This window comes from Streptomyces sp. NPDC027189 (assembly GCF_055566975.1).
In genome coordinates this window covers 133120-150833 of record NZ_JBVHRI010000003.1, presented here as the reverse complement: position 1 = coordinate 150833, position 17714 = coordinate 133120, and the positions used below count along the sequence as shown (strand labels likewise).

General features: G+C 70.3%; 16 protein-coding genes. 7 read left to right on the top strand and 9 right to left on the bottom strand.

From position 1 onward, the window contains the following. Window positions 1-175: 175 nt before the first annotated feature. From ACZ4RZ_RS08510 to ACZ4RZ_RS08480, 7 genes are all read right to left on the bottom strand, one after another. Window positions 176-1414 carry a TerD family protein gene (locus tag ACZ4RZ_RS08510; protein ID WP_467743668.1) on the bottom strand — a complete coding sequence of 413 codons (1239 nt, stop codon included), beginning with the start codon at window positions 1412-1414 and terminating at the stop codon, window positions 176-178. 234 nt (window positions 1415-1648) lie between these two features. Then, the gene (locus tag ACZ4RZ_RS08505) at window positions 1649-2638 is read right to left on the bottom strand and encodes a zinc-dependent alcohol dehydrogenase family protein (RefSeq protein ID WP_467743223.1); all 990 of its coding nucleotides are present in this window, start codon (window positions 2636-2638) and stop codon (window positions 1649-1651) included. Further along, entirely contained in the window at window positions 2635-3486 is an 852-nt protein-coding gene (locus ACZ4RZ_RS08500; protein WP_189187512.1) for a carbohydrate ABC transporter permease, read from the bottom strand. Before ACZ4RZ_RS08500 ends, ACZ4RZ_RS08505 begins: the two co-directional genes overlap by 4 nt. After that, a complete protein-coding gene (locus ACZ4RZ_RS08495; RefSeq protein WP_467743222.1) occupies window positions 3483-4421 on the bottom strand; it encodes a carbohydrate ABC transporter permease in 939 nt (312 codons plus the stop codon). The genes ACZ4RZ_RS08500 and ACZ4RZ_RS08495 overlap by 4 nt, the downstream gene beginning before the upstream one ends. Beyond that, window positions 4418-5788: an ABC transporter substrate-binding protein gene (locus tag ACZ4RZ_RS08490; protein WP_467743221.1), complete on the bottom strand. Its 1371-nt coding sequence runs from the start codon at window positions 5786-5788 to the stop codon at window positions 4418-4420. The genes ACZ4RZ_RS08495 and ACZ4RZ_RS08490 overlap by 4 nt, the downstream gene beginning before the upstream one ends. 138 nt (window positions 5789-5926) lie before the next feature. Continuing rightward, window positions 5927-6697 (bottom strand): DeoR/GlpR family DNA-binding transcription regulator, encoded by a 771-nt coding sequence (locus ACZ4RZ_RS08485; protein WP_369245726.1) that lies wholly within the window; start codon window positions 6695-6697, stop codon window positions 5927-5929. Window positions 6698-6971: 274 nt separating this feature from the next. Continuing rightward, on the bottom strand, window positions 6972-7796 hold the full coding sequence (locus tag ACZ4RZ_RS08480) for an NAD-dependent epimerase/dehydratase family protein (protein ID WP_467743220.1): 825 nt from the start codon (window positions 7794-7796) through the stop codon (window positions 6972-6974). A gap of 323 nt (window positions 7797-8119) precedes the next feature. On the opposite strand from ACZ4RZ_RS08480, the gene ACZ4RZ_RS08475 reads away from it, so the two are divergent. Beyond that, on the top strand, window positions 8120-9061 hold the full coding sequence (locus ACZ4RZ_RS08475) for a 5-dehydro-4-deoxyglucarate dehydratase (RefSeq protein ID WP_467743219.1): 942 nt from the start codon (window positions 8120-8122) through the stop codon (window positions 9059-9061). Between the two features lie 66 nt (window positions 9062-9127). Continuing rightward, entirely contained in the window at window positions 9128-10297 is a 1170-nt protein-coding gene (locus ACZ4RZ_RS08470) for a hypothetical protein (protein ID WP_467743218.1), read from the top strand. Here the strand turns inward: ACZ4RZ_RS08470 and ACZ4RZ_RS08465 are convergent. Together ACZ4RZ_RS08465 and ACZ4RZ_RS08460 are read right to left on the bottom strand one after the other, a co-directional pair. Continuing rightward, window positions 10231-11469 (bottom strand): MFS transporter, encoded by a 1239-nt coding sequence (locus ACZ4RZ_RS08465; protein WP_467743217.1) that lies wholly within the window; start codon window positions 11467-11469, stop codon window positions 10231-10233. The genes ACZ4RZ_RS08470 and ACZ4RZ_RS08465 overlap by 67 nt on opposite strands. A 63-nt stretch (window positions 11470-11532) precedes the next feature. After that, window positions 11533-12501: an NAD(P)-dependent alcohol dehydrogenase gene (locus ACZ4RZ_RS08460; RefSeq protein WP_467743216.1), complete on the bottom strand. Its 969-nt coding sequence runs from the start codon at window positions 12499-12501 to the stop codon at window positions 11533-11535. Between the two features lie 198 nt (window positions 12502-12699). On the opposite strand from ACZ4RZ_RS08460, the gene ACZ4RZ_RS08455 reads away from it, so the two are divergent. The 5 genes from ACZ4RZ_RS08455 (at window position 12700) to araD (ending at window position 17646) form a co-directional block, all read left to right on the top strand. Continuing rightward, window positions 12700-13287: a TIGR03086 family metal-binding protein gene (locus tag ACZ4RZ_RS08455; protein ID WP_467743667.1), complete on the top strand. Its 588-nt coding sequence runs from the start codon at window positions 12700-12702 to the stop codon at window positions 13285-13287. A gap of 121 nt (window positions 13288-13408) precedes the next feature. Next, window positions 13409-14164, top strand: coding sequence for an MBL fold metallo-hydrolase (locus ACZ4RZ_RS08450; protein WP_467743215.1), 756 nt, complete (start codon window positions 13409-13411; stop codon window positions 14162-14164). A gap of 202 nt (window positions 14165-14366) precedes the next feature. Then, window positions 14367-15023, top strand: coding sequence for a GntR family transcriptional regulator (locus tag ACZ4RZ_RS08445; RefSeq protein ID WP_467743214.1), 657 nt, complete (start codon window positions 14367-14369; stop codon window positions 15021-15023). Next, on the top strand, window positions 15020-15928 hold the full coding sequence (locus ACZ4RZ_RS08440) for a dihydrodipicolinate synthase family protein (RefSeq protein ID WP_467743213.1): 909 nt from the start codon (window positions 15020-15022) through the stop codon (window positions 15926-15928). Before ACZ4RZ_RS08445 ends, ACZ4RZ_RS08440 begins: the two co-directional genes overlap by 4 nt. After that, window positions 15925-17646 carry an L-arabinonate dehydratase gene (gene araD / locus ACZ4RZ_RS08435; RefSeq protein ID WP_467743212.1) on the top strand — a complete coding sequence of 574 codons (1722 nt, stop codon included), beginning with the start codon at window positions 15925-15927 and terminating at the stop codon, window positions 17644-17646. The genes ACZ4RZ_RS08440 and araD overlap by 4 nt, the downstream gene beginning before the upstream one ends. Window positions 17647-17714 lie beyond the last annotated feature (68 nt).

Sequence of the window (17714 nt, the reverse complement as noted above, 5' to 3'; positions counted from 1 at the left end):
CGCCGCCGGGTGCCCGGACTGAGCAGAGTAGGACAAAGGCGGGTACCGCGGAGGGGGAACGCCGCGGGATGTCGCCGGACATGAAGCACGGCGGTGGTGACCTCAAGTCCCCACCGCCGTCTGCCTCTTGCGCGCCCTTGCGCGCTCCCGTGCGCCGGTCGCCGGCGAGCCGACGCTAGAGCGCCTGGGCGGCCGGCTTCACCATGCCGCGGACCGTGCGGGACTTCACGAAGTCGCCGATGGCCGTCATCTCCCACTCACCGGAGAACTGCTTGATGAGCTTGGCCATCATGACGCCGGTCTGGGGTTCGGCGTTGGTGAGGTCGAAGCGGACCAGTTCCTCGCCGGTGGCGGCGTCGAGAAGGCGGCAGTAGGCCTTGGCCACCTCCGTGAACTTCTGGCCGGAGAAGGAGTTGACCGTGAAGACCAGGCCGGTGACGTCCTGGGGGAGACGGCCGAGGTCCACGACGATCACCTCGTCGTCGCCGCCGCCCTCTCCCGTGAGGTTGTCGCCGGAGTGCTTGATCGCGCCGTTCACGATGGAGAGCTTGCCGAAGTAGCAGCTGTCGATGTGGTTGCGCTGCGGGCCGTACGCGATGACCGAGGCGTCCAGGTCGATGTCCTTGCCGCGGTAGGCGGGCTCCCAGCCGAGGCCCATCTTGACCTGGGAGAGGAGCGGGCGGCCGCCCTTGACCAGGGAGACGGTCTGGTTCTTCTGGAGGCTCACCCGGCCCTTGTCGAGGTTGATCTTGCCGGAGGGCGCGGGCGCGGCTGCCGCCGCGGGGGCGGGGGGAGCGGCCGGGGCCGGCGGGGCCGTGAGGCGGGGGTCCAGGGACGGGGCCGGCGGGGCGACCGGGGGCTGCATCGCGGGGGCGGGCGGGGTGATCGGCTGTGCGGGTGCCGGGGCCGGTGCGGCTGCCGGTTCTTCCACCGTCACACCGAAGTCGGTGGCGATGCCCGCCAGGCCGTTCGCGTAGCCCTGGCCCACCGCGCGGGCCTTCCACGCGCCGTTGCGGAGATAGATCTCGACGATCACCAGGGCCGTCTCCGCGCCCAGCTGGGGCGGGGTGAAGGTCGCGAGTACCGAGGTGTCGTCCGCGTTGCGGATGGTGGCCGTGGGTTCGATGCCCTGGAAGGTCTGGCCCGCCGCGTCCGGGCTCGCGGTGACGACGATCTTCTCGATGCCCGGGGGGACCGCGGTCGTGTCGACCGTGATCGCGTCCGGGGCCGTGCCGCCGCCCGAGCGGTACGTCACGCCCGGGCCTGCGGGCTGGTTGTAGAAGATGAAGTCGTCGTCGGAGCGCACCTTGCCGTCGGCGGTGAGCAGCAGGCCCGATACGTCGAGCCGCACCGGGGCGGCGACGTCCACCGTCACGCGGGTGACGGGGAGAGGGATGTTCGAGCCGGGGGTCATAGCTGTCATGCCAGGGGTAACGAGCGGGGGCGCTTTACCGTTCCCTTACCCAGGGAGTTGTTGGTGGGGGGGTGCGAGGAAGTGGGTTTTTCGCCCCCTCCGCCCCCTGCCCGACCCGACCTGGGGCTCCGCCCCAGACCCCGTTCGCGCAGTTCCCCGCGCCCCTGAAAAGGGGGTCTGGGGGCGGCAGCCCCGAGGTACGGGTCGGGCAGGGGCGGAGGGTGCGAGAAAGCCTTACGGCACCACCACGATCTTCCGGCCCACCCCCGACGCGAACTGTTCCAGTGCCTGGGGATAGCTCGTCAGGGGGAGGCGGTCGCTGATGAAGACGGACGGATCGAGGACCCCGGTCGCGAAGAGTTCCGCCGCGCGTTCGAAGCTATGGAGGACGGCCATGGAGCCGGTGATCGTGATCTCTTGGTTGTAGATGCGGTAGGGGTCGATGGTTACGCGGGTCGCGTAGTCGGCGACACCGAACTGGAGGAACGTGCCCGCCTTGGCGACACGCCCCAGGCCGTCCTGGATCGCCGCCGCGTTGCCCGTCGCGTCGACGACGACGTCCCAGCCCTGGGGGCGTTCGAGCTCGTCGGCGTTGGCCGCGGCAGCGGAGACGCCCAGCTGCTGGGCCGTGGCGAGCCGCTGCGGGTTGAGGTCCACGATGTCCACGCTCGCCGCCCCGGTGCGCTTGGCGAGCTCCAGCATCATCAGGCCCATCGTCCCGGAGCCGTAGATCAGGACGTGGGCGCCGAGGCGGGAGTTCAGGACGTCGTAACCGCGTACCGCGCAGGAGAGCGGTTCGACCAGGGCCGCGTCCTGGGTGCGGACGTGCTCGGGGAGCTTGACGCAGTTGGCCACGGGGGCGACCGCGTACTGGGCGGCTCCACCCGCGGTCGTCACGCCGATCGCCGCCCACCGCTCGCAGAGATTGTTGTGGCCCGTACGGCAGTAGCGGCACTCGTAGCAGTAGAGGGACGGGTCCACGGCCACGCGGTCGCCGACCGAGACCTCGGTGACCTGGGCGCCGACCCCGACCACCTCGCCCGCGAACTCGTGCCCCGGCACGATCGGCAGCTTGGGCGCGAACTCGCCCTGGAGGATGTGCAGATCGGTGCCGCAGAGGCCACAGGCGGCGACCTCGACGACGACCTCCCGGGGCCCTGGCGTCGGGTCCGGGACCTCGGCGACGACGGCGCGGCCCACGGACTCGATGACGGCGGCCTTCATTTCACGGCTCCCAGTGACAGGCCCTGGACCAGCTTGTCCTGGGCGGCGAACCCCGCGGCGAGCACCGGCAGGGAGATGACGAGCGACGCGGCGCACACCTTCGCCAGGAACAGGCCCTGGCTGGTGATGAAGCCGGTCAGGAAGACGGGGGCGGTCTCGGCGACCACGCCCGTCAGTACGCGGGCGAACAGCAGCTCGTTCCAGCTGAAGATGAAGCAGATCAACGCTGTTGCCGCGATGCCTGGCAGGGCGATGGGGGCCACCACGCGCGCGAGGATCGTCGGCAGCCTCGCGCCGTCTATCTGCGCCGCCTCGATCACCGCCACCGGGACCTCGGCGAGGAACGACTGCATCATCCACACCGCGATCGGCAGATTCATGGAGGTGTAGAGGATGACCAGCAGCCAGATGTTGTCCAGCATTCCGGTGTTCTTGGCGAACAGGTAGATGGGCAGCAGCCCCGCCACCACCGGCAGCATCTTCGTCGACAGGAAGAAGAACAGGACGTCCGTCCACTTCTTCACCGGGCGGATGGAGAGCGCGTACGCCGCCGGGAAGGCCAGGAGGAGGACGCAGAGCGTCGAGACCAACGACGCCACCGTCGAGTTGATCAGCGCGGGCCAGGGGCTCGCGCCGCCTCCCGTGCCGAAGAACTCCCGGTAGCCGTCGAGGGTGAGGGCGGCGCCGAAGGACGGCGGGTTGGTCGCCGCGTCGGACTCCGAGTGGAACGACGTCAGGGCCATCCAGGCGATGGGCAGGAAGAAGACGACTCCGGCCAGCCAGGCCGCCAGGCCCAGGCCCGCTCCCCGGGTGCGGCGGGGACGTACTCGTATCGCGGTGGCGCTCATGCGCGGGACACCTCCTCGCGGAACAGGGACGACACCACGCGCAGCGCGAAGGTCGCGATGATGATCGAGCCGATGACGACCAGGACGCCCGCGGCCGAGGCGAGGCCGTTCTCGTGGGCCTGGTAGAAGCTCTGGTAGACGGTGTAGGGCAGGTTCGCGGTGCCGAGGCCGCCGGAGGTGATCGTGAACACCGCGTCGAAGTTCTGGACGATGTAGATCGAGCCCAGCAGGGCGCCGAGTTCCAGGTAGCGGCGCAAGTGGGGAAGTGTGAGGTAGCGGAAGACCTGCCAGTCGCTCGCGCCGTCCACCTTCGCGGCCTCGATCTGTTCGTGGGAGCGGCTCTGCAGGCCCGCGAGCAGGATCAGCATCATGAAGGGCGTCCACTGCCAGACGAGGGAGGCCTCGACCGCGAGCAGTGGGGTGTTGGAGATCCAGTCCGGCTGGGGGCCGCCCACGTAGTGCAGCAGGCCGTTCAGGAGGCCGTACTCGGGGTTGTAGAGGACGTGCTTCCAGAGCAGGGCCGCGGCCACCGGGACCACCAGGAACGGTGCGATCAGGAGCGTACGGACGATGCCCCGGCCGCGGAATTTCCGGTCCAGGAGCAGTGCCAGGACCAGGCCGAGGACCAGGCTGACCAGGACCACGGTGACGGTCAGCAGGATCGTCGTCCAGACGGAGTGGCGCAGGTCGGGATCGGTCAGTACGTCCGAGTAGTTGCCGAAGCCCGTGAAATGGCGGGCCTTCGGGTAGAGGGCGTTCCAGTCGAAGAAGGAGATCACCAGCGTGGCCACGAAGGGGAGCTGGGTCACGGCGATCATGAAGATCAGGGCGGGGAGGAGCGGGGCGCGGGTGGCCCAGGCGCGCATCCGGCCGGAGGGACGGCGGGCGGCGCGTACGGAGGGGGCGGCCAGAGGGGCCGTTGTCGTTGCGGTCATCGTCCCTCGTACTCCTTGGAGATCTTCTCTGCGAGTTGCTGGGACTTGCTCAGGGCCGACTCGACGGACTGGCGTCCGGCGATGGCTGCGCTGATCTCCTGCGAGACCTTGGTGCCGAGATCGGTGAACTCGGGGATGCCGACGAACTGGATGCCGGGCGCGGGGCGCGGCTGCACCCCCGGGTCGCGCGGCCGGGCGCCCTCGATGGCGTCGCGCGTCGTGGCCTGGAAGGCCGCGGCCTCCTTGACGTAGGCGGCGTTCGTGTAGGTCGAGGCGCGCTTGCCGGCCGGGACGTTGGACCAGCCGATCGTGTCCCCGACCAGCTGCTCGTACTTCTTGCTGGAGGCCCAGGAGATGAACTTCCAGGCCTTGTCCGAGTTGTGGGAGGCCTTCTGCAGGCCCCAGGCCCAGGTGTAGAGCCAGCCGGAGGACTGGGTCTTCTCGACGGGCGCGGGTACGTAGCCGATCTTGCCCTTGACCGGGGAGTCGGACGCCTCCAGCGAACCGGCGGCAGACGTGGCGTCGTACCACATGGCCGTCTTGCCCTGGGTCATGTTGTTGAGGCACTCGGCGAAGCCGGACTGGGCGGCGCCGGACTCGCCGTGCTTGCGGACGAGGTCCACATAGAACTTCGTGGCCTTCTCGAACTCGGGGGAGTCGAGGCGCGCCTTCCAGTCCTTGTCGAACCAGGTGCCGCCGAAGGTGTTCACGACGGTGGTGAGCGGGGCCATCAGCTCGCCCCAGCCGGGCAGGCCGCGCAGGCAGATGCCCTTCATGCCGGACTCGGCGCCGTCGGCCTCGGCGGCGAGCCTGCCCACCTGATCCCAGGTGGGATTCGCCGGCATGGTCAGGCCCTTCTTGGCGAACACGTCCTTGCGGTACATCAGGAAGGACGACTCGCCGTAGAACGGCTGCCCGTAGAGCTTCCCGTCGTCGGCCGTCAGGGACTGCCGCATGGGTTTGAGGATGTCCTGCTCGTCGTACGCGCTGTCCTGGCGTACGTACGAGTCCATCTCGTGCAGCCAGCCGTTCCTGGCGTAGATCGGTATCTCGTAGTTGGACAGCGTGGCGACGTCGTACTGGCCCGCCTGGTTGGCGAAGTCCTGGCTGATCTTGTCGCGGACGTCGTTCTCCGGCAGGACGGTGAAGTTGACCTTGATGCCGGTCTCTTTGGTGAAGTGGGCTTTGGTGAGCTTCTGCAACTCCACCATCTGCGGGTTGTTGACCATCAGGACGTTGATGGAGTTGCCTCCGGAGCCCGCGCCGCCCGCTCCGGTCCAGCAGCCGGAGAGCAGCGGGGTGAGCAGCGTCCCTGCGGCGGCCGCGGCGAGCAGTGCGCGCGGCCTCCGTCGGCTCGGGGTTCGCATGGATCACTCCTGGACGTATGGGGAGATAAGGGGTGCGATTGGGCGTGGGGCGCCCTACGGGGTATGTGGGTTGTGTTTTCGGACGGTGGGGGTGCGGGTTTGGATTTCGAACTGGACAGAGGGGGGTCGGTTTGGTTTTCAGACTCGGATGACCTGAGGGCCTTGCAGCGAGTACCGGTGGGCCTCGGACGCCGGGAGCAGCGTGCTCGTGACGATCGCCTCCAGCGCGCTGATGTCGGCGAACCGGCAGAAGCTGACCGCCCCGAACTTGGTGTGCACGCCGGCGAAGATCGTGCGCCGGGAGGCCCGGACCGCCTGCGCCTTGACCTCGCTGACCGCCGGGTCGGGCGTGGTGAGGCCGTGCTCGCGGGAGATGCCGTTGGCGCCGATGTAGGCGAGGTCGATGACGAAGCCGGAGAGCATCTTCGTCGTCCAGTGGTCGACTGTCGCGAGCGTGCCGGGGCGGACCCGGCCGCCGAGCAGCAGGACGCTCGTGTTGTCGGCCTCGGCGAGCGCGCCCGCCGTGGCCAGGGACGCGGTGACCACGGTCAGCGGCCGGTCCCGGGGCAGTGCCTCGGCGATGAGCTGGGGGGTGAACCCCTCGTCGACGAAGACCGTCTCGGCGTCCCCGAGCAGCTCGGCGGCCGCGGCCGCGATCCGGCGCTTCTCGGGCACATGGCTCGTGGTGCGGAAGGCGAGCGTGGTCTCGAAGCCGGCGCTCTCCACGGGGTAGGCGCCGCCGTGGGTGCGGCGCACCAGACCGTGGTCCTCCAGGGTGCGCAGATCCCGCCGTACGGTCTCCTTGGCGACGCCCAGTTCGGCGGCGAGCGCGGTGACGTCGACCGAGCCCGTGCGGCGCGCGGCCCGGACGATCTCGCGCTGTCGTTCCTCCGCCGTCATCGCCGTCATGGTCGTCACCTGCTCCCTTGCACTCCGTCGCGCACTGCCCGTTCGGGCCCGGTGGGGCCTTGAGGGAAGTTCTACAGCGGGTATCGGCCACTGACCAGGCCTGTTGCGTGTCCGATGGTGACCGTCTGTGTCCGTTTCGCGCTACGGGTGCCCGCGGCGGACCTGGGGCGGAGTGGGTGGCGAGGTGGGATCGGGCAGGCTTCCTGCCCGAACACGGGAGCGGGCGGGCCCGTTCGATGCCCGCCCGCCCTGTGTTCCGGCTTCCGCCGCCGCGTCAGTACGGCCAGATCGGCGGGTGCGTGGTGAAGTGGCCGCCCAGGTGGGCGTGGTCCGGGTTGGCCGGATCGAGCTCGCCCTGCTCGGCGATGAGCTTCTCGGCGTACGGCTCGGAGTCGTCCTGCGGCTCGTAGCCCAGCGCCCGGGCCGTCGAGAGGTCCCACCACAGTCGGGTGTTGGCGGACGAGCCGTAGACGACCGTGTGCCGTACGTCCTCGGCGGTCAGCGCTGCGTGGAAGAGGCGGGCGCCGTCCTCGGGGCTCATCCAGACCGAGAGCATGCGCACGCTCGTGGGCTCGGCGAAGCAGGAGCCGATGCGGACCGAGACAGTCTCCTGGCCGTACTTGTCCCAGTAGAACTGCGCCAGGTCCTCGCCGAAGGACTTGGACAGGCCGTAGAAGGTGTCCGGGCGGCGCGGGGTGTCGATGGGGATCAGGGCGCTGTCGTCGAAGGGGGCGTCGCCCTGCGGGCGCGGGGTGAAGCCGACCGCGTGGTTCGAGGAGGCGAAGACGATCCGGCGTACGCCCTCCTCGCGGGCCGCCTCGTACAGGTTGTACGTCCCCTCGATGTTCGCCTTGAGGATCTTCTCGAAGGAGGCTTCCAGGGAGATGCCCGCGAGGTGGACGATCGCGTCGACGCCCCGTACCGCCTCGCGCAGCGCCGCCTTGTCGGACAGATCCGCGGTGATCGCGTCCGGCTCGCCCTCGATGGGCCGCAGGTCGAGGAGGCGCAGCTCGTATCCGTACTTCGGCAGCAGTCCCCGCATCAGGGTGCCGAGTCCGCCGGCGGCGCCGGTGAGCAGAACGGTGCGGGGAGCGGGCATGCGGGGGTCTCCTCGGTGCGGGTCTCTGTGCCACGACGGTGTCACGGCGGGTGTCGCGACGGGTGTCACGGCTGGGGTACCGGTGGGTGTCGCAACGGGTGTCACGGTGTGCGGCCGTATCCGTGTACGGCATTCACATGCGTGGACACGCTAAGGATCGCTGACGTGCTGCGTCAAGTGTCGCGCGGAGGTGGGGAATCCGCCTTCGTGTTGCGGGTTTGCGTGCTTGACCGGCCCCAAGGTCGCGGCTTAGCGTGGGCGCGTTCAGAAATATAGACGTGGATCAGAAACGTGCACCGTGGGCACCTGTTTAGGGAGAGTCCGTGACGTCAGCCCCTCTCGCCGCTCGGCTCAGCGTCCCCAGCGGGCCGTTGTTCTTCCCCGTCACCGCGTACGGCCCCGACGGCTCCGTCGACCTCGACGTCTACCGGGAGCATGTGCGGCGCGGCGTCGAGGCAGGCGCCGCGGCGGTCTTCGCGTGCTGCGGCACGGGAGAGTTCCACGCGCTCACGCCGGAGGAGTTCGAGGCGTGTGTGCGGGCGGCCGTGGAGGCGGCGGAGGGGCGTGTGCCGGTGGTCGCCGGCGCCGGGTACGGGACCGCGCTCGCCGTACGGTTCGCTCGGCTGGCGGAGGGCGCCGGGGCCGACGGGCTGCTCGCCATGCCGCCGTACCTCGTCGTGGCGGGGCAGGAGGGTCTGCTGCGGCACTATCGCGAGGTCGCCGCGGCCACCTCGCTGGACGTCATCGTCTATCAGCGCGACAACGCCGTGTTCACGCCCGAGACCGTGGTCGAACTGGCGCGCACCGACGGGATCATCGGGTTCAAGGACGGGCTGGGCGATCTGGATCTGATGCAGCGGATCGTGAGCGCGGTGCGGAGCGAAGTCCCCGGGGATTTCCTGTACTTCAACGGGCTGCCGACGGCCGAGCTGACCGGGCTCGCGTACCGGGGTATCGGGATCACGCTGTACTCGTCCGCGGTGTTCTGCTTCGCTCCCGAGATCGCGCTTGCCTTCCACCGCGCGCTGAACGCCGGGGACGACGAGGTGGTGAACCGGCTGCTCGACGGGTTCTACCGGCCGTTCGTCGATCTGCGGGCGCAGGGGCGGGGGTACGCGGTCTCGCTCGTCAAGGCGGGGGTGCGGTTGCGGGGGCTGGATGTGGGTGAGGTGCGGCCGCCGTTGCACGAGCCGGCCGAGGATCATGTCAAGCAGCTGGCGCAGTTGATCGAGCGTGGGTATGGGTTGCTCGAGGAGGGTGTGTGACCGTGCGGCTGGGGCTTCTTGGGGAGGGCGTGTGACCGTGCGGGTGCGGCTTCTTGGGGAGGGTGCGTGAAGGCGTCCGCGTTTCTGTACCCGTGGGATGTCAACGGGGATCCGGAGGCCGCCTCGCGGATGGTCGGGCTCGGGGTGCCGCAGGTGACGCTCGCGTCCGCGTACCACTCCACGCGGGCGTTGACGCCTCGGCATCCTCGGCATCGGATCGTGACGGCTTCGCATGCCGCCGTGCTGTATCCGGTGGGGGACGCGCGGTGGGAGGGGCGCGCGCTGCGGCCGTACGCGGCCGAGAAGTGGGCGGCCGGGGACGCGTACGGCGCGGCTGCCGCGCAGCTCGCGGAGGCCGGTCTCGAGGTCCACACCTGGGTGGTCCTGGCGCACAACTCCCGTATGGGGGCCGAGCATCCGTCGACCGCCGTGGTCAACGCGTACGGGGACCGGTATCCCTGGGCGCCGTGCATCGCGCAGCCCGAGACGCGGGCCTATCTGGTCGACCTCGCGGCGGAGGCCGCGGTGCGGCCCGGGGCTCGCGGTACGGAGCTGGAGTCGCTCGGGTGGTACGGGCTGGCCCATCTGCACGCGCACGACAAGATCGGCGGGGTGGGGCTGGGGGATGCCGGGCAGTATCTGATGTCGCTGTGCTTCTGCCCCTCGTGCCGCGACGGATATACGCAACTGGGCCTGGACCCCGACGAGTTGGCGTCCTCGGTGCGGCGGGCCCTGGAGCCCGTGTGGCGGGGCGAGACTCCCGCCGGGGGCTGGGAGGCGGTGGAGAAGCTCCTGGGCGGCGAGCTCGCGACGGCCACGCGCGCGTGGCGGGACTCCGTGGCGGGCTCGCTTCAGTCGGACACGGTCGCCGCGGTGCGCGCGGCCGCCCCGGAGGGGTTCCGGATCCTGCTCCACGCGGACCCGGCCTCGTACCACTGCGGAGCGAACGCCGGTGTGGACCCCGAGCACATCCTCTCGGTCGCCGACGGCGTGGTCGTGCCGTGCGCGGGAGGGCCGGGACTGCTGACTCCCTTTGCCGAGCGGCGTGTCGGGGGGAGTGTGCTGGCGGCCAACTTCACCGTGGTGAGCGGGATGGGCGGCAGCCCCGGAACACTCGGCGAGGACGTGGCGCGGGCCGCAGGGCTCGGGGCCACCGAAGTGCGGCTGTATCACGCGGGGCTGGCGTCCGACGAGGACTTGTCGCTCACGGCGGAGGCGCTTACGCGGCTCGGCTGAGCCTTGAGCAGGGGCGAGACCGCCACCAGTCGCGCCAGCCCGGTCACCACCAACAGCACCTGATGGTCGACCAGTTCGACCAGGCCCGCGCCCACGGCGAGCCCCACCGCGGTCGGGGCGTACATCAGTGTGCCGGCGGTCGCCGCGGTGCGCCCCCGGAGGGCGTCGGGGGTCTCGCGCTGGACCGCAGTGAGGGCCGCGATCAGCACGCAGGGGAGGCCCACGCCGACCGCCGCGGCCGAGGCGAGGGCCACCATGTCGTACGGGAGCGCTTGAGCCGTCACGGCCAGAGCGGTGAGCGCGATGCCGTATCCCGCGAAGCGGTGTGTGCCGAGGCGCCGCAGGAGGGGGCCGGAGACCAGGCCGATGACCACCGAGCCGGCGCCCTGGACCATGGACAGGAGGCCCACGTACGTGGGGGAGTGGCCCAGGCCGTCCACCACCGCGTAGACCGTCGCGCCGTTGAGGCCCGCGAAGAGCATGGTCGTGCCGCCCGCGACGACGAGCGGGCGCAGCTCCGCGTGGCTCCAGAGGTGGCGGGCGCCCTCTGCCGTCCGCGTGCGCAGGTCCGTCGGGGCCGGGCGCGGCCTCGTCTCGCGTACGCGCAGAAGGGTGTACAGCCCCCCGGCGAGTACGAATGTGACCGCGTCCAGGAGGGCGACGCGGGCGCCGCCGTATGCCGCGTACAGGCCCGCTCCGGCGAGCGGGGCGACCAGCTTCATGCCCTCGTTGGCCGTCATGCGCAGGCCGTTGAAGTCGCCGAGGAGGCGTTTGTCGACCGCCGTGGCCACCAGCGCCGACTCCGCCGCGTCCTGGACGACGCCGGTCGCGCCGTAGACGAGGAGGACGGCGAACAGGATCCACACGGTCGCCGGTGAGTCGACGGTGAACAGCGACAGGAGCAGGGCGGCCAGGCCCAGATTCGTCCACACCAGCAAGGGCTTGCGGCGGATGCGGTCCGCGAGGGTGCCGAGGACCGGGCCGATGAGCGTGGGCGCCCAGAGGGCGAAGACGCAGAGCGCGGCCAGGCCGTTCGAGCCGGTCAGGTCCTTGACCCAGATGCCGGACACCAGCCACATCGCCGACGAGCCGAAGCCGGAGACCACCACCCCGCCCAGATACAACCCCGCGTTGCGGTCCCGCAGGACGCGCGTCACTGTCCATGTCGCCATGGATCGTCATCGTGGAGCTAAGGCGGTGGCCCCGGGATCGGGAAGGTGCCCTAGAGAGCGCCGTCAGATGGTGATGACGAGCTTGCCCCGGGGGTGGCCCTTCTCCAGGTGGCGGACGGCCTCGGCGGCCTCGGAGAGGGGGTAGGTGCGGTCGATGGGCGGAGTGATGCTGCCCTTCTCGGCGAGTTCCTTGAGGGTCAGGAGGTCATCGCGGCGGGGGACCGAGATGAGGTTGCGGAGGTTCTGCCCGATGAAGGGGGACAGCAGGACGGCCCGGAGACCGCGGCTCAGACCGCCGAAGAAACCGGTCCCGCCCTCGCCGCCGACGATGACCAGGGTGCCGCGTGGGGCGAGGGCGCGGCGGAGGACGGGCAGCGGGCGAAGGCCCGCGTTGTCGACGATGACGTCGTAGCGGTGGGGGCCGTCGGTGATGTCCTCGCGGGTGTAGTCGATGATGTGGGCGGCTCCCAGCGAGCGGACGAGGTCCGCACTCGCGGGACCGCACACGCCGGTGACCTCGGCGCCATACATCGTGGCGAGCTGGACGGCGAAGGTCCCCACGCCGCCGGAGGCGCCGATGACGAGGACCCGCTGACCCGGCTGCGGGCGCGCCTTGCCGCTCAGGGCCTGGAGGGCGGTCATGCCCGAGACGGGGAGGGCGGCGGCCTGCTCGAACGTGAAGTTGGCGGGCTTGGGCGCCAGCCGGTCGGCCTTGGCGCGCGCGTACTCGGCGAACGAGCCCTCGCAGTTGCCGAAGACCTCGTCGCCCGGCTTGAAGCCGGTCACCCTCGCCCCGACCGCCTCGACGCGTCCGGCGCCGTCCCAGCCCCGGACCGGGTTCTTGGGCTTGCGGAGCCCGAGGGCGAGACGGGCCACATAGGGCCGGCCCGTCATGAGGTGCCACACGCTCGGGTCGACACCGGCGGCGCGGACCTGGACGAGCACTTCGTCGTCGCGGGGTACGGGACGGTCGATGTCGCGCAGTTCCAGGAGGTCTGCGGATCCGTAGGCATCCTGAACGATCGCCTTCATGGCGTGACTCCCTTTTGTGGCCCCTGCATGAGCATCACGCTTTTCGTGGTCCCACGCTTGAGCATCACGGCGGCTCGAACGCGTGAACAGAGGCCTGAGCATGATCTCGGGAGCGGGAGCGATGAGTTTTCGTACGGCCGACGGTCTACCTCTTGACGACCCCGTGACGAGAGGAGCCCGACCATGGGCGATGGCGGTATGACACCGACAACACTGGACCTGGGCCCGCAGGCCCTGATCGTGGCGCGCCTCGCGGAGGCCGTGACGGAGGAGCAGCTCGACGGCGTGACCCCCTGCCCCGGGTACGGGGTGCACAACATGCTGGGGCACCTGGCCGGGCTGGCCGTCGCCTTCCGCAACGCCGGGCGCAAGGACCTGGGCCCCACGACGGACACCAGCCCGGGCGACGTCGTGCCCGACATCGAGCCCGGCTGGCGCGAGGCCCTGCCAAAGGCGCTCGACGAGCTCGCCGAGGCCTGGCGCGACCCGGCCGCCTGGACCGGTGTGACCCGGGCGGGCGGCGTGACCCTGCCGGGGCCGGTGGCGGCTGCCGTCGCAGCCGACGAGCTGCTGGTGCACGGGTGGGACCTCGCCCGGGCCACCGGCCAGGCGTACGAGCCCGACGCCGCCGCCCTGCAAGCGTCGTACGAATTCCTCGCCGCCGCGGCCGAGGATCCGAGCCGGGGCGGCGGCATCTTCGGCCCGGTCGTGCCGGTGCCGGACGACGCGCCGCTGCTGGACCGGGCGATCGGACTCAGCGGGCGCGACCCCGGCTGGAAGCCGTAGCGAGCAGGCGTAGGCGTACGACGAGCACGCCACGCGCAGGCGTACGACGTAAGTCGGGCACGCGTAGGCGCACGACGTAAAAGGGGGCGCCCGCCGACGCGCCATTTCGTACGCTCCCCGTATGTCTCTCGGCCTCACCGTCCTCGGCACCGCCTCCCCGCACCCGCAGCCCGGCCGCCCCTGTTCCGGCTATCTGCTGCGCGGCGGGGGCGCCGAGGTGTGGGTCGACGCCGGGCCCGGGAGCTTCGCCGAATTGCAGAGGCATACGGATCCGGCGGGACTGGACGCCATCTGGATCTCGCATCTGCACGCGGATCACTGCGCGGACCTCGTCTCCGCCGTATACGGGTTCGCGTACGGCGGGCTCACCCCGTCCGCGCCCCTTCCGGTCTATGGGCCGCCCGAGCTCGGGCAACGGCTCGCCGGGTTCTTCGGGCAGTTGGATCCCGGGTTTCTGGGTGGGGTCCTCGACTTCCGGACCTTGTACGACGGGCATGACGCTCGGCTGGGTGAACTGCGGCTCCGTACGCGTGCCGTCGTGCACGACACCGAGGCGTACGGGCTGCGGGCCGAATGCGAGGGGAGCGTCCTCGCGTACTCCGGGGACAGCGGGCCGTGCCCCGCGCTCGCCCAACTCGCCGTCGGCGCCGACCTCTTCCTCTGCGAGGCCGACATCGACCGGCATCGCGGAAGTGAACGTCAGGTGCACCTCACACCCGAGGACGCCGGCGCGGTCGCCGAGCAGGCGGGTGTGGGGGAGTTGCTCGTCACCCACGTAGGGCCGACGCTCACGCCGGAGTCGGCGACCGAGCGCGCCGCGGCCGTCTTCGGCGGCCGGACCACCACGGCTCGTGAGGGTGACACCACGGCTCTTTGAGGACCGGTCCCACCCCCCGGTCAGTCCAACTTCTTTTGCCAGAAGCGTTGACGAAACACGGTCACGCTCCTACCTTCAACGCGTCGTACTTCGTACGTCATATATGAGACGCGATATGCGAGATCAGATGCAGTGGAACGGTCCGCTGGATCCGATGGCATCTGGTCCTTGCGATCCGACACGTGAGATCCGAGAGGCGCGCATGACCTCTGTGCCCACCCCGATCCCGTCCCGCACGCAGTTCGTGCTGGAGGGGATCAAACACCGCATCCTCACCGGGCAGTTGACCCCGGGGCAGGCCCTGGTCGAGACCGAACTCGCGGCGCAGTTCGGGGTGTCGAAGACGCCCGTGCGCGAGGCGCTCAAGACACTGGCCGGTACCGGGCTCGTCGTGATGAACCAGTACAAGGGCGTCACGGTGCGCATGGTGGACGCGGACATGGCGCGCGAGGTGTACGACGTGCGGCTGCTGCTCGAACCGGAGGCGCTGCGCCGGGCCGTGCGGCGCGGGGCCTCGCTCGATGCCGCGCGGGACGCGCTGACCCGCGCCGACAAAGCCACCGACACCGCCGAACGTTCGCTCGCCAACCGGGAGTTCCACCGCGCCCTGTACGTGCCCTGCGGCAATCCGCTGCTCGGCCGGATGCTCGACGAGGTGCGGGACCAGGCCGCTCTGGTGTCCGCGGTCGCCTGGGCCGCCGACCCGTCCTGGGAGCGCGAGGCGGGCGAGCACCGGGAGATTCTGCGGCTCGCCATCGCCGGTGACGCCGACGGTGCGGCCGACGCGCTGCACGCGCATATCGCGTCGTTCGTGCAACGGGCCTTCCCCCAGGGCCAGGAAGAGGATGGACAGGAATGACAGCGACGTACGAGACCCAGCGGGCGGCGCTCGCCGAGGTCGTGGCGATCCCCGTGACACCGTTCGCGGAAGACGGGGCGATCGATCGCGACACCCATCGGGCCCTGTTGCGTCGGCTGCTCGACGGCGGAGTGAAGACCCTTACACCGAACGGCAATACCGGTGAGTTCTACGCTCTGACGCCTGAAGAGCGGCAGCTTGTCACCGAGTTGACCCTCGAGGAGACCGGGAACCGGGCGGTCATTCTTGTCGGTGTCGGGCACGACGTGCCGACCGCGGTCGCCTCGGCGCGGCATGCGCGCGATCTCGGTGCACAGATGGTGATGGTCCATCAGCCCGTGCATCCGTATGTGTCGGAGGGCGGTTGGGTCGACTACCACCGGGCCATCGCCGCGGCCGTACCCGAGCTGGGGGTCGTTCCGTACATTCGCAATCCGCTGCTCGCGGGGGAGCGGCTCGCCGAGCTCGCCGACGAGTGCCCGAACGTCATCGGGGTGAAGTACGCCGTTCCGGACGCCGCGCGCTTCGCCGCCTTCGCGCGGGACGCCGGGCTCGAACGGTTTGTGTGGGTGGCCGGGCTCGCCGAGCCGTACGCGCCCTCGTACTTCTCGGCGGGTGCCACCGGGTTCACCTCCGGGCTGGTGAACGTCGCCCCCTCCGTTTCGCTGAACATGATCGAAGCGCTTCGATCCGGGGACTATCCGGGGGCGATGAAGGTGTGGGAGCAGATCCGCCGGTTCGAGGAACTGCGCGCGGCCAACGGCTCCGCCAACAACGTGACCGTGGTCAAGGAGGCCCTGGCCTCGCTCGGGCTGTGCCGCCGGGACGTCCGCCCGCCGAGCAAGCCGCTGCCCGAGGCCGAGCGCGCGGAAGTCGCCGGCATCGCCGCGGGGTGGTCCATATGAAGCGCCCGGAGGAGCTGAGAAGCCACCAGTGGTACGGGACCGACGGGCTGCGCTCCTTCAGTCACCGGGCGCGGACGCGGCAACTCGGCTATCTGCCCGAGGAGCACCTGGGCAAGCCGGTCATCGCGATCCTGAACACGTGGAGCGACATCAATCCGTGCCATGTGCATCTGCGGGACCGTGCGCAGGCCGTGAAGCGGGGGGTGTGGCAGGCCGGGGGCTTCCCGCTGGAATTCCCGGTGTCCACGCTGAGCGAGACCTTCCAGAAGCCCACCCCGATGCTCTATCGCAACCTGCTCGCGATGGAGACCGAGGAGTTGCTGCGGTCCTATCCGGTCGACGGGGCCGTGCTGATGGGCGGCTGCGACAAGTCCACGCCCGCGCTGCTCATGGGGGCCGCCTCCGTCGATCTGCCGGCCGTCTTCGTGCCCGCCGGGCCGATGCTTCCGGGTCACTGGCGCAATGAGGTCCTCGGCTCCGGCACCGACATGTGGAAGTACTGGGACGACAAGCGCGCCGGGCTCATCGGGGACTGTGAGATGACCGAGCTGGAGAGCGGGCTCGCCCGTTCTCCGGGGCACTGCATGACCATGGGTACGGCGTCCACGCTCACCGCGGCCGCCGAGGCACTCGGTGTCACCGTGCCCGGTGCGTCGAGCATTCCCGCCGTCGACTCCGGTCATGACCGGATGGCCGCGGCGGCGGGGCTCAGGATCGTCGAACTCGTCCGCAAGGACCGGAAGTTGTCCGACATCCTCACCGCGGAGGCCTTCGAGGACGCGGTGACGACCGTCCTCGGGCTCGGCGGCTCCACCAACGCCGTGATCCATCTGATCGCCATGGCCGGGCGGGCCGGTGTCACCCTCACGCTCGACGACTTCGACCGGATCGCGCGGACCGTGCCGGTGCTCGCCAACGTCCGGCCCGGCGGCCGGACGTACCTCATGGAGGACTTCCACTTCGCCGGCGGCCTGCCGGGATTCCTGTCGCGGATCACCGACCTGCTGCACCTGGACCGGCCGACGGTGTCGTACGACAGCATGCGGGAGCAGCTCGACGGCGCGCTCGTCCACAACGACGACGTCATCCGTACCCGGGAGAACCCGGTGGCGGCAGAGGGCGGTGTCGCCGTGCTGCGCGGCAACCTGTGCCCGGACGGCGCGGTCATCAAGCACATCGCCGCCGAACCGCAGCTGCTCAAGCACACCGGTGCCGCCGTCGTCTTCGACGACTACAAGGCCATGCAGCGGACCATCAACGACCCGTCCCTCGGTATCACCGCGGACAGCGTGCTCGTCCTGCGGGGCTCCGGGCCCAAGGGCGGGCCCGGCATGCCCGAGTACGGGATGCTGCCCATCCCCGACCATCTGCTGAAGCAGGGTGTACGGGACATGGTGCGGATCTCCGACGCCCGGATGAGCGGCACGAGTTACGGCGCGTGTGTGCTGCACGTGGCGCCCGAGTCGTATGTCGGCGGGCCGCTCGCACTGGTGCGGACCGGGGACACGATCACCCTCGATGTCGAGGCGCGTTCGCTTCAACTCAACGTGGACGACGAGGAGTTGGAGTGCAGGAGGGCGGAGTGGACGCCGCCGCCCGAGCGGTACGAGCGCGGCTACGGGGCGCTGTACAACGAGCAGATCACCCAGGCGGACACCGGCTGCGACTTCGCCTTCCTGGCCCGGCCGGGCAAGGTGCCGGACCCCTACGCCGGGTGAGAGCGGCCCGCGAGGACCGCTCTCTTCTGGCCGATATCCCGAACCACATCTGTGAAGCGCTTCAACCA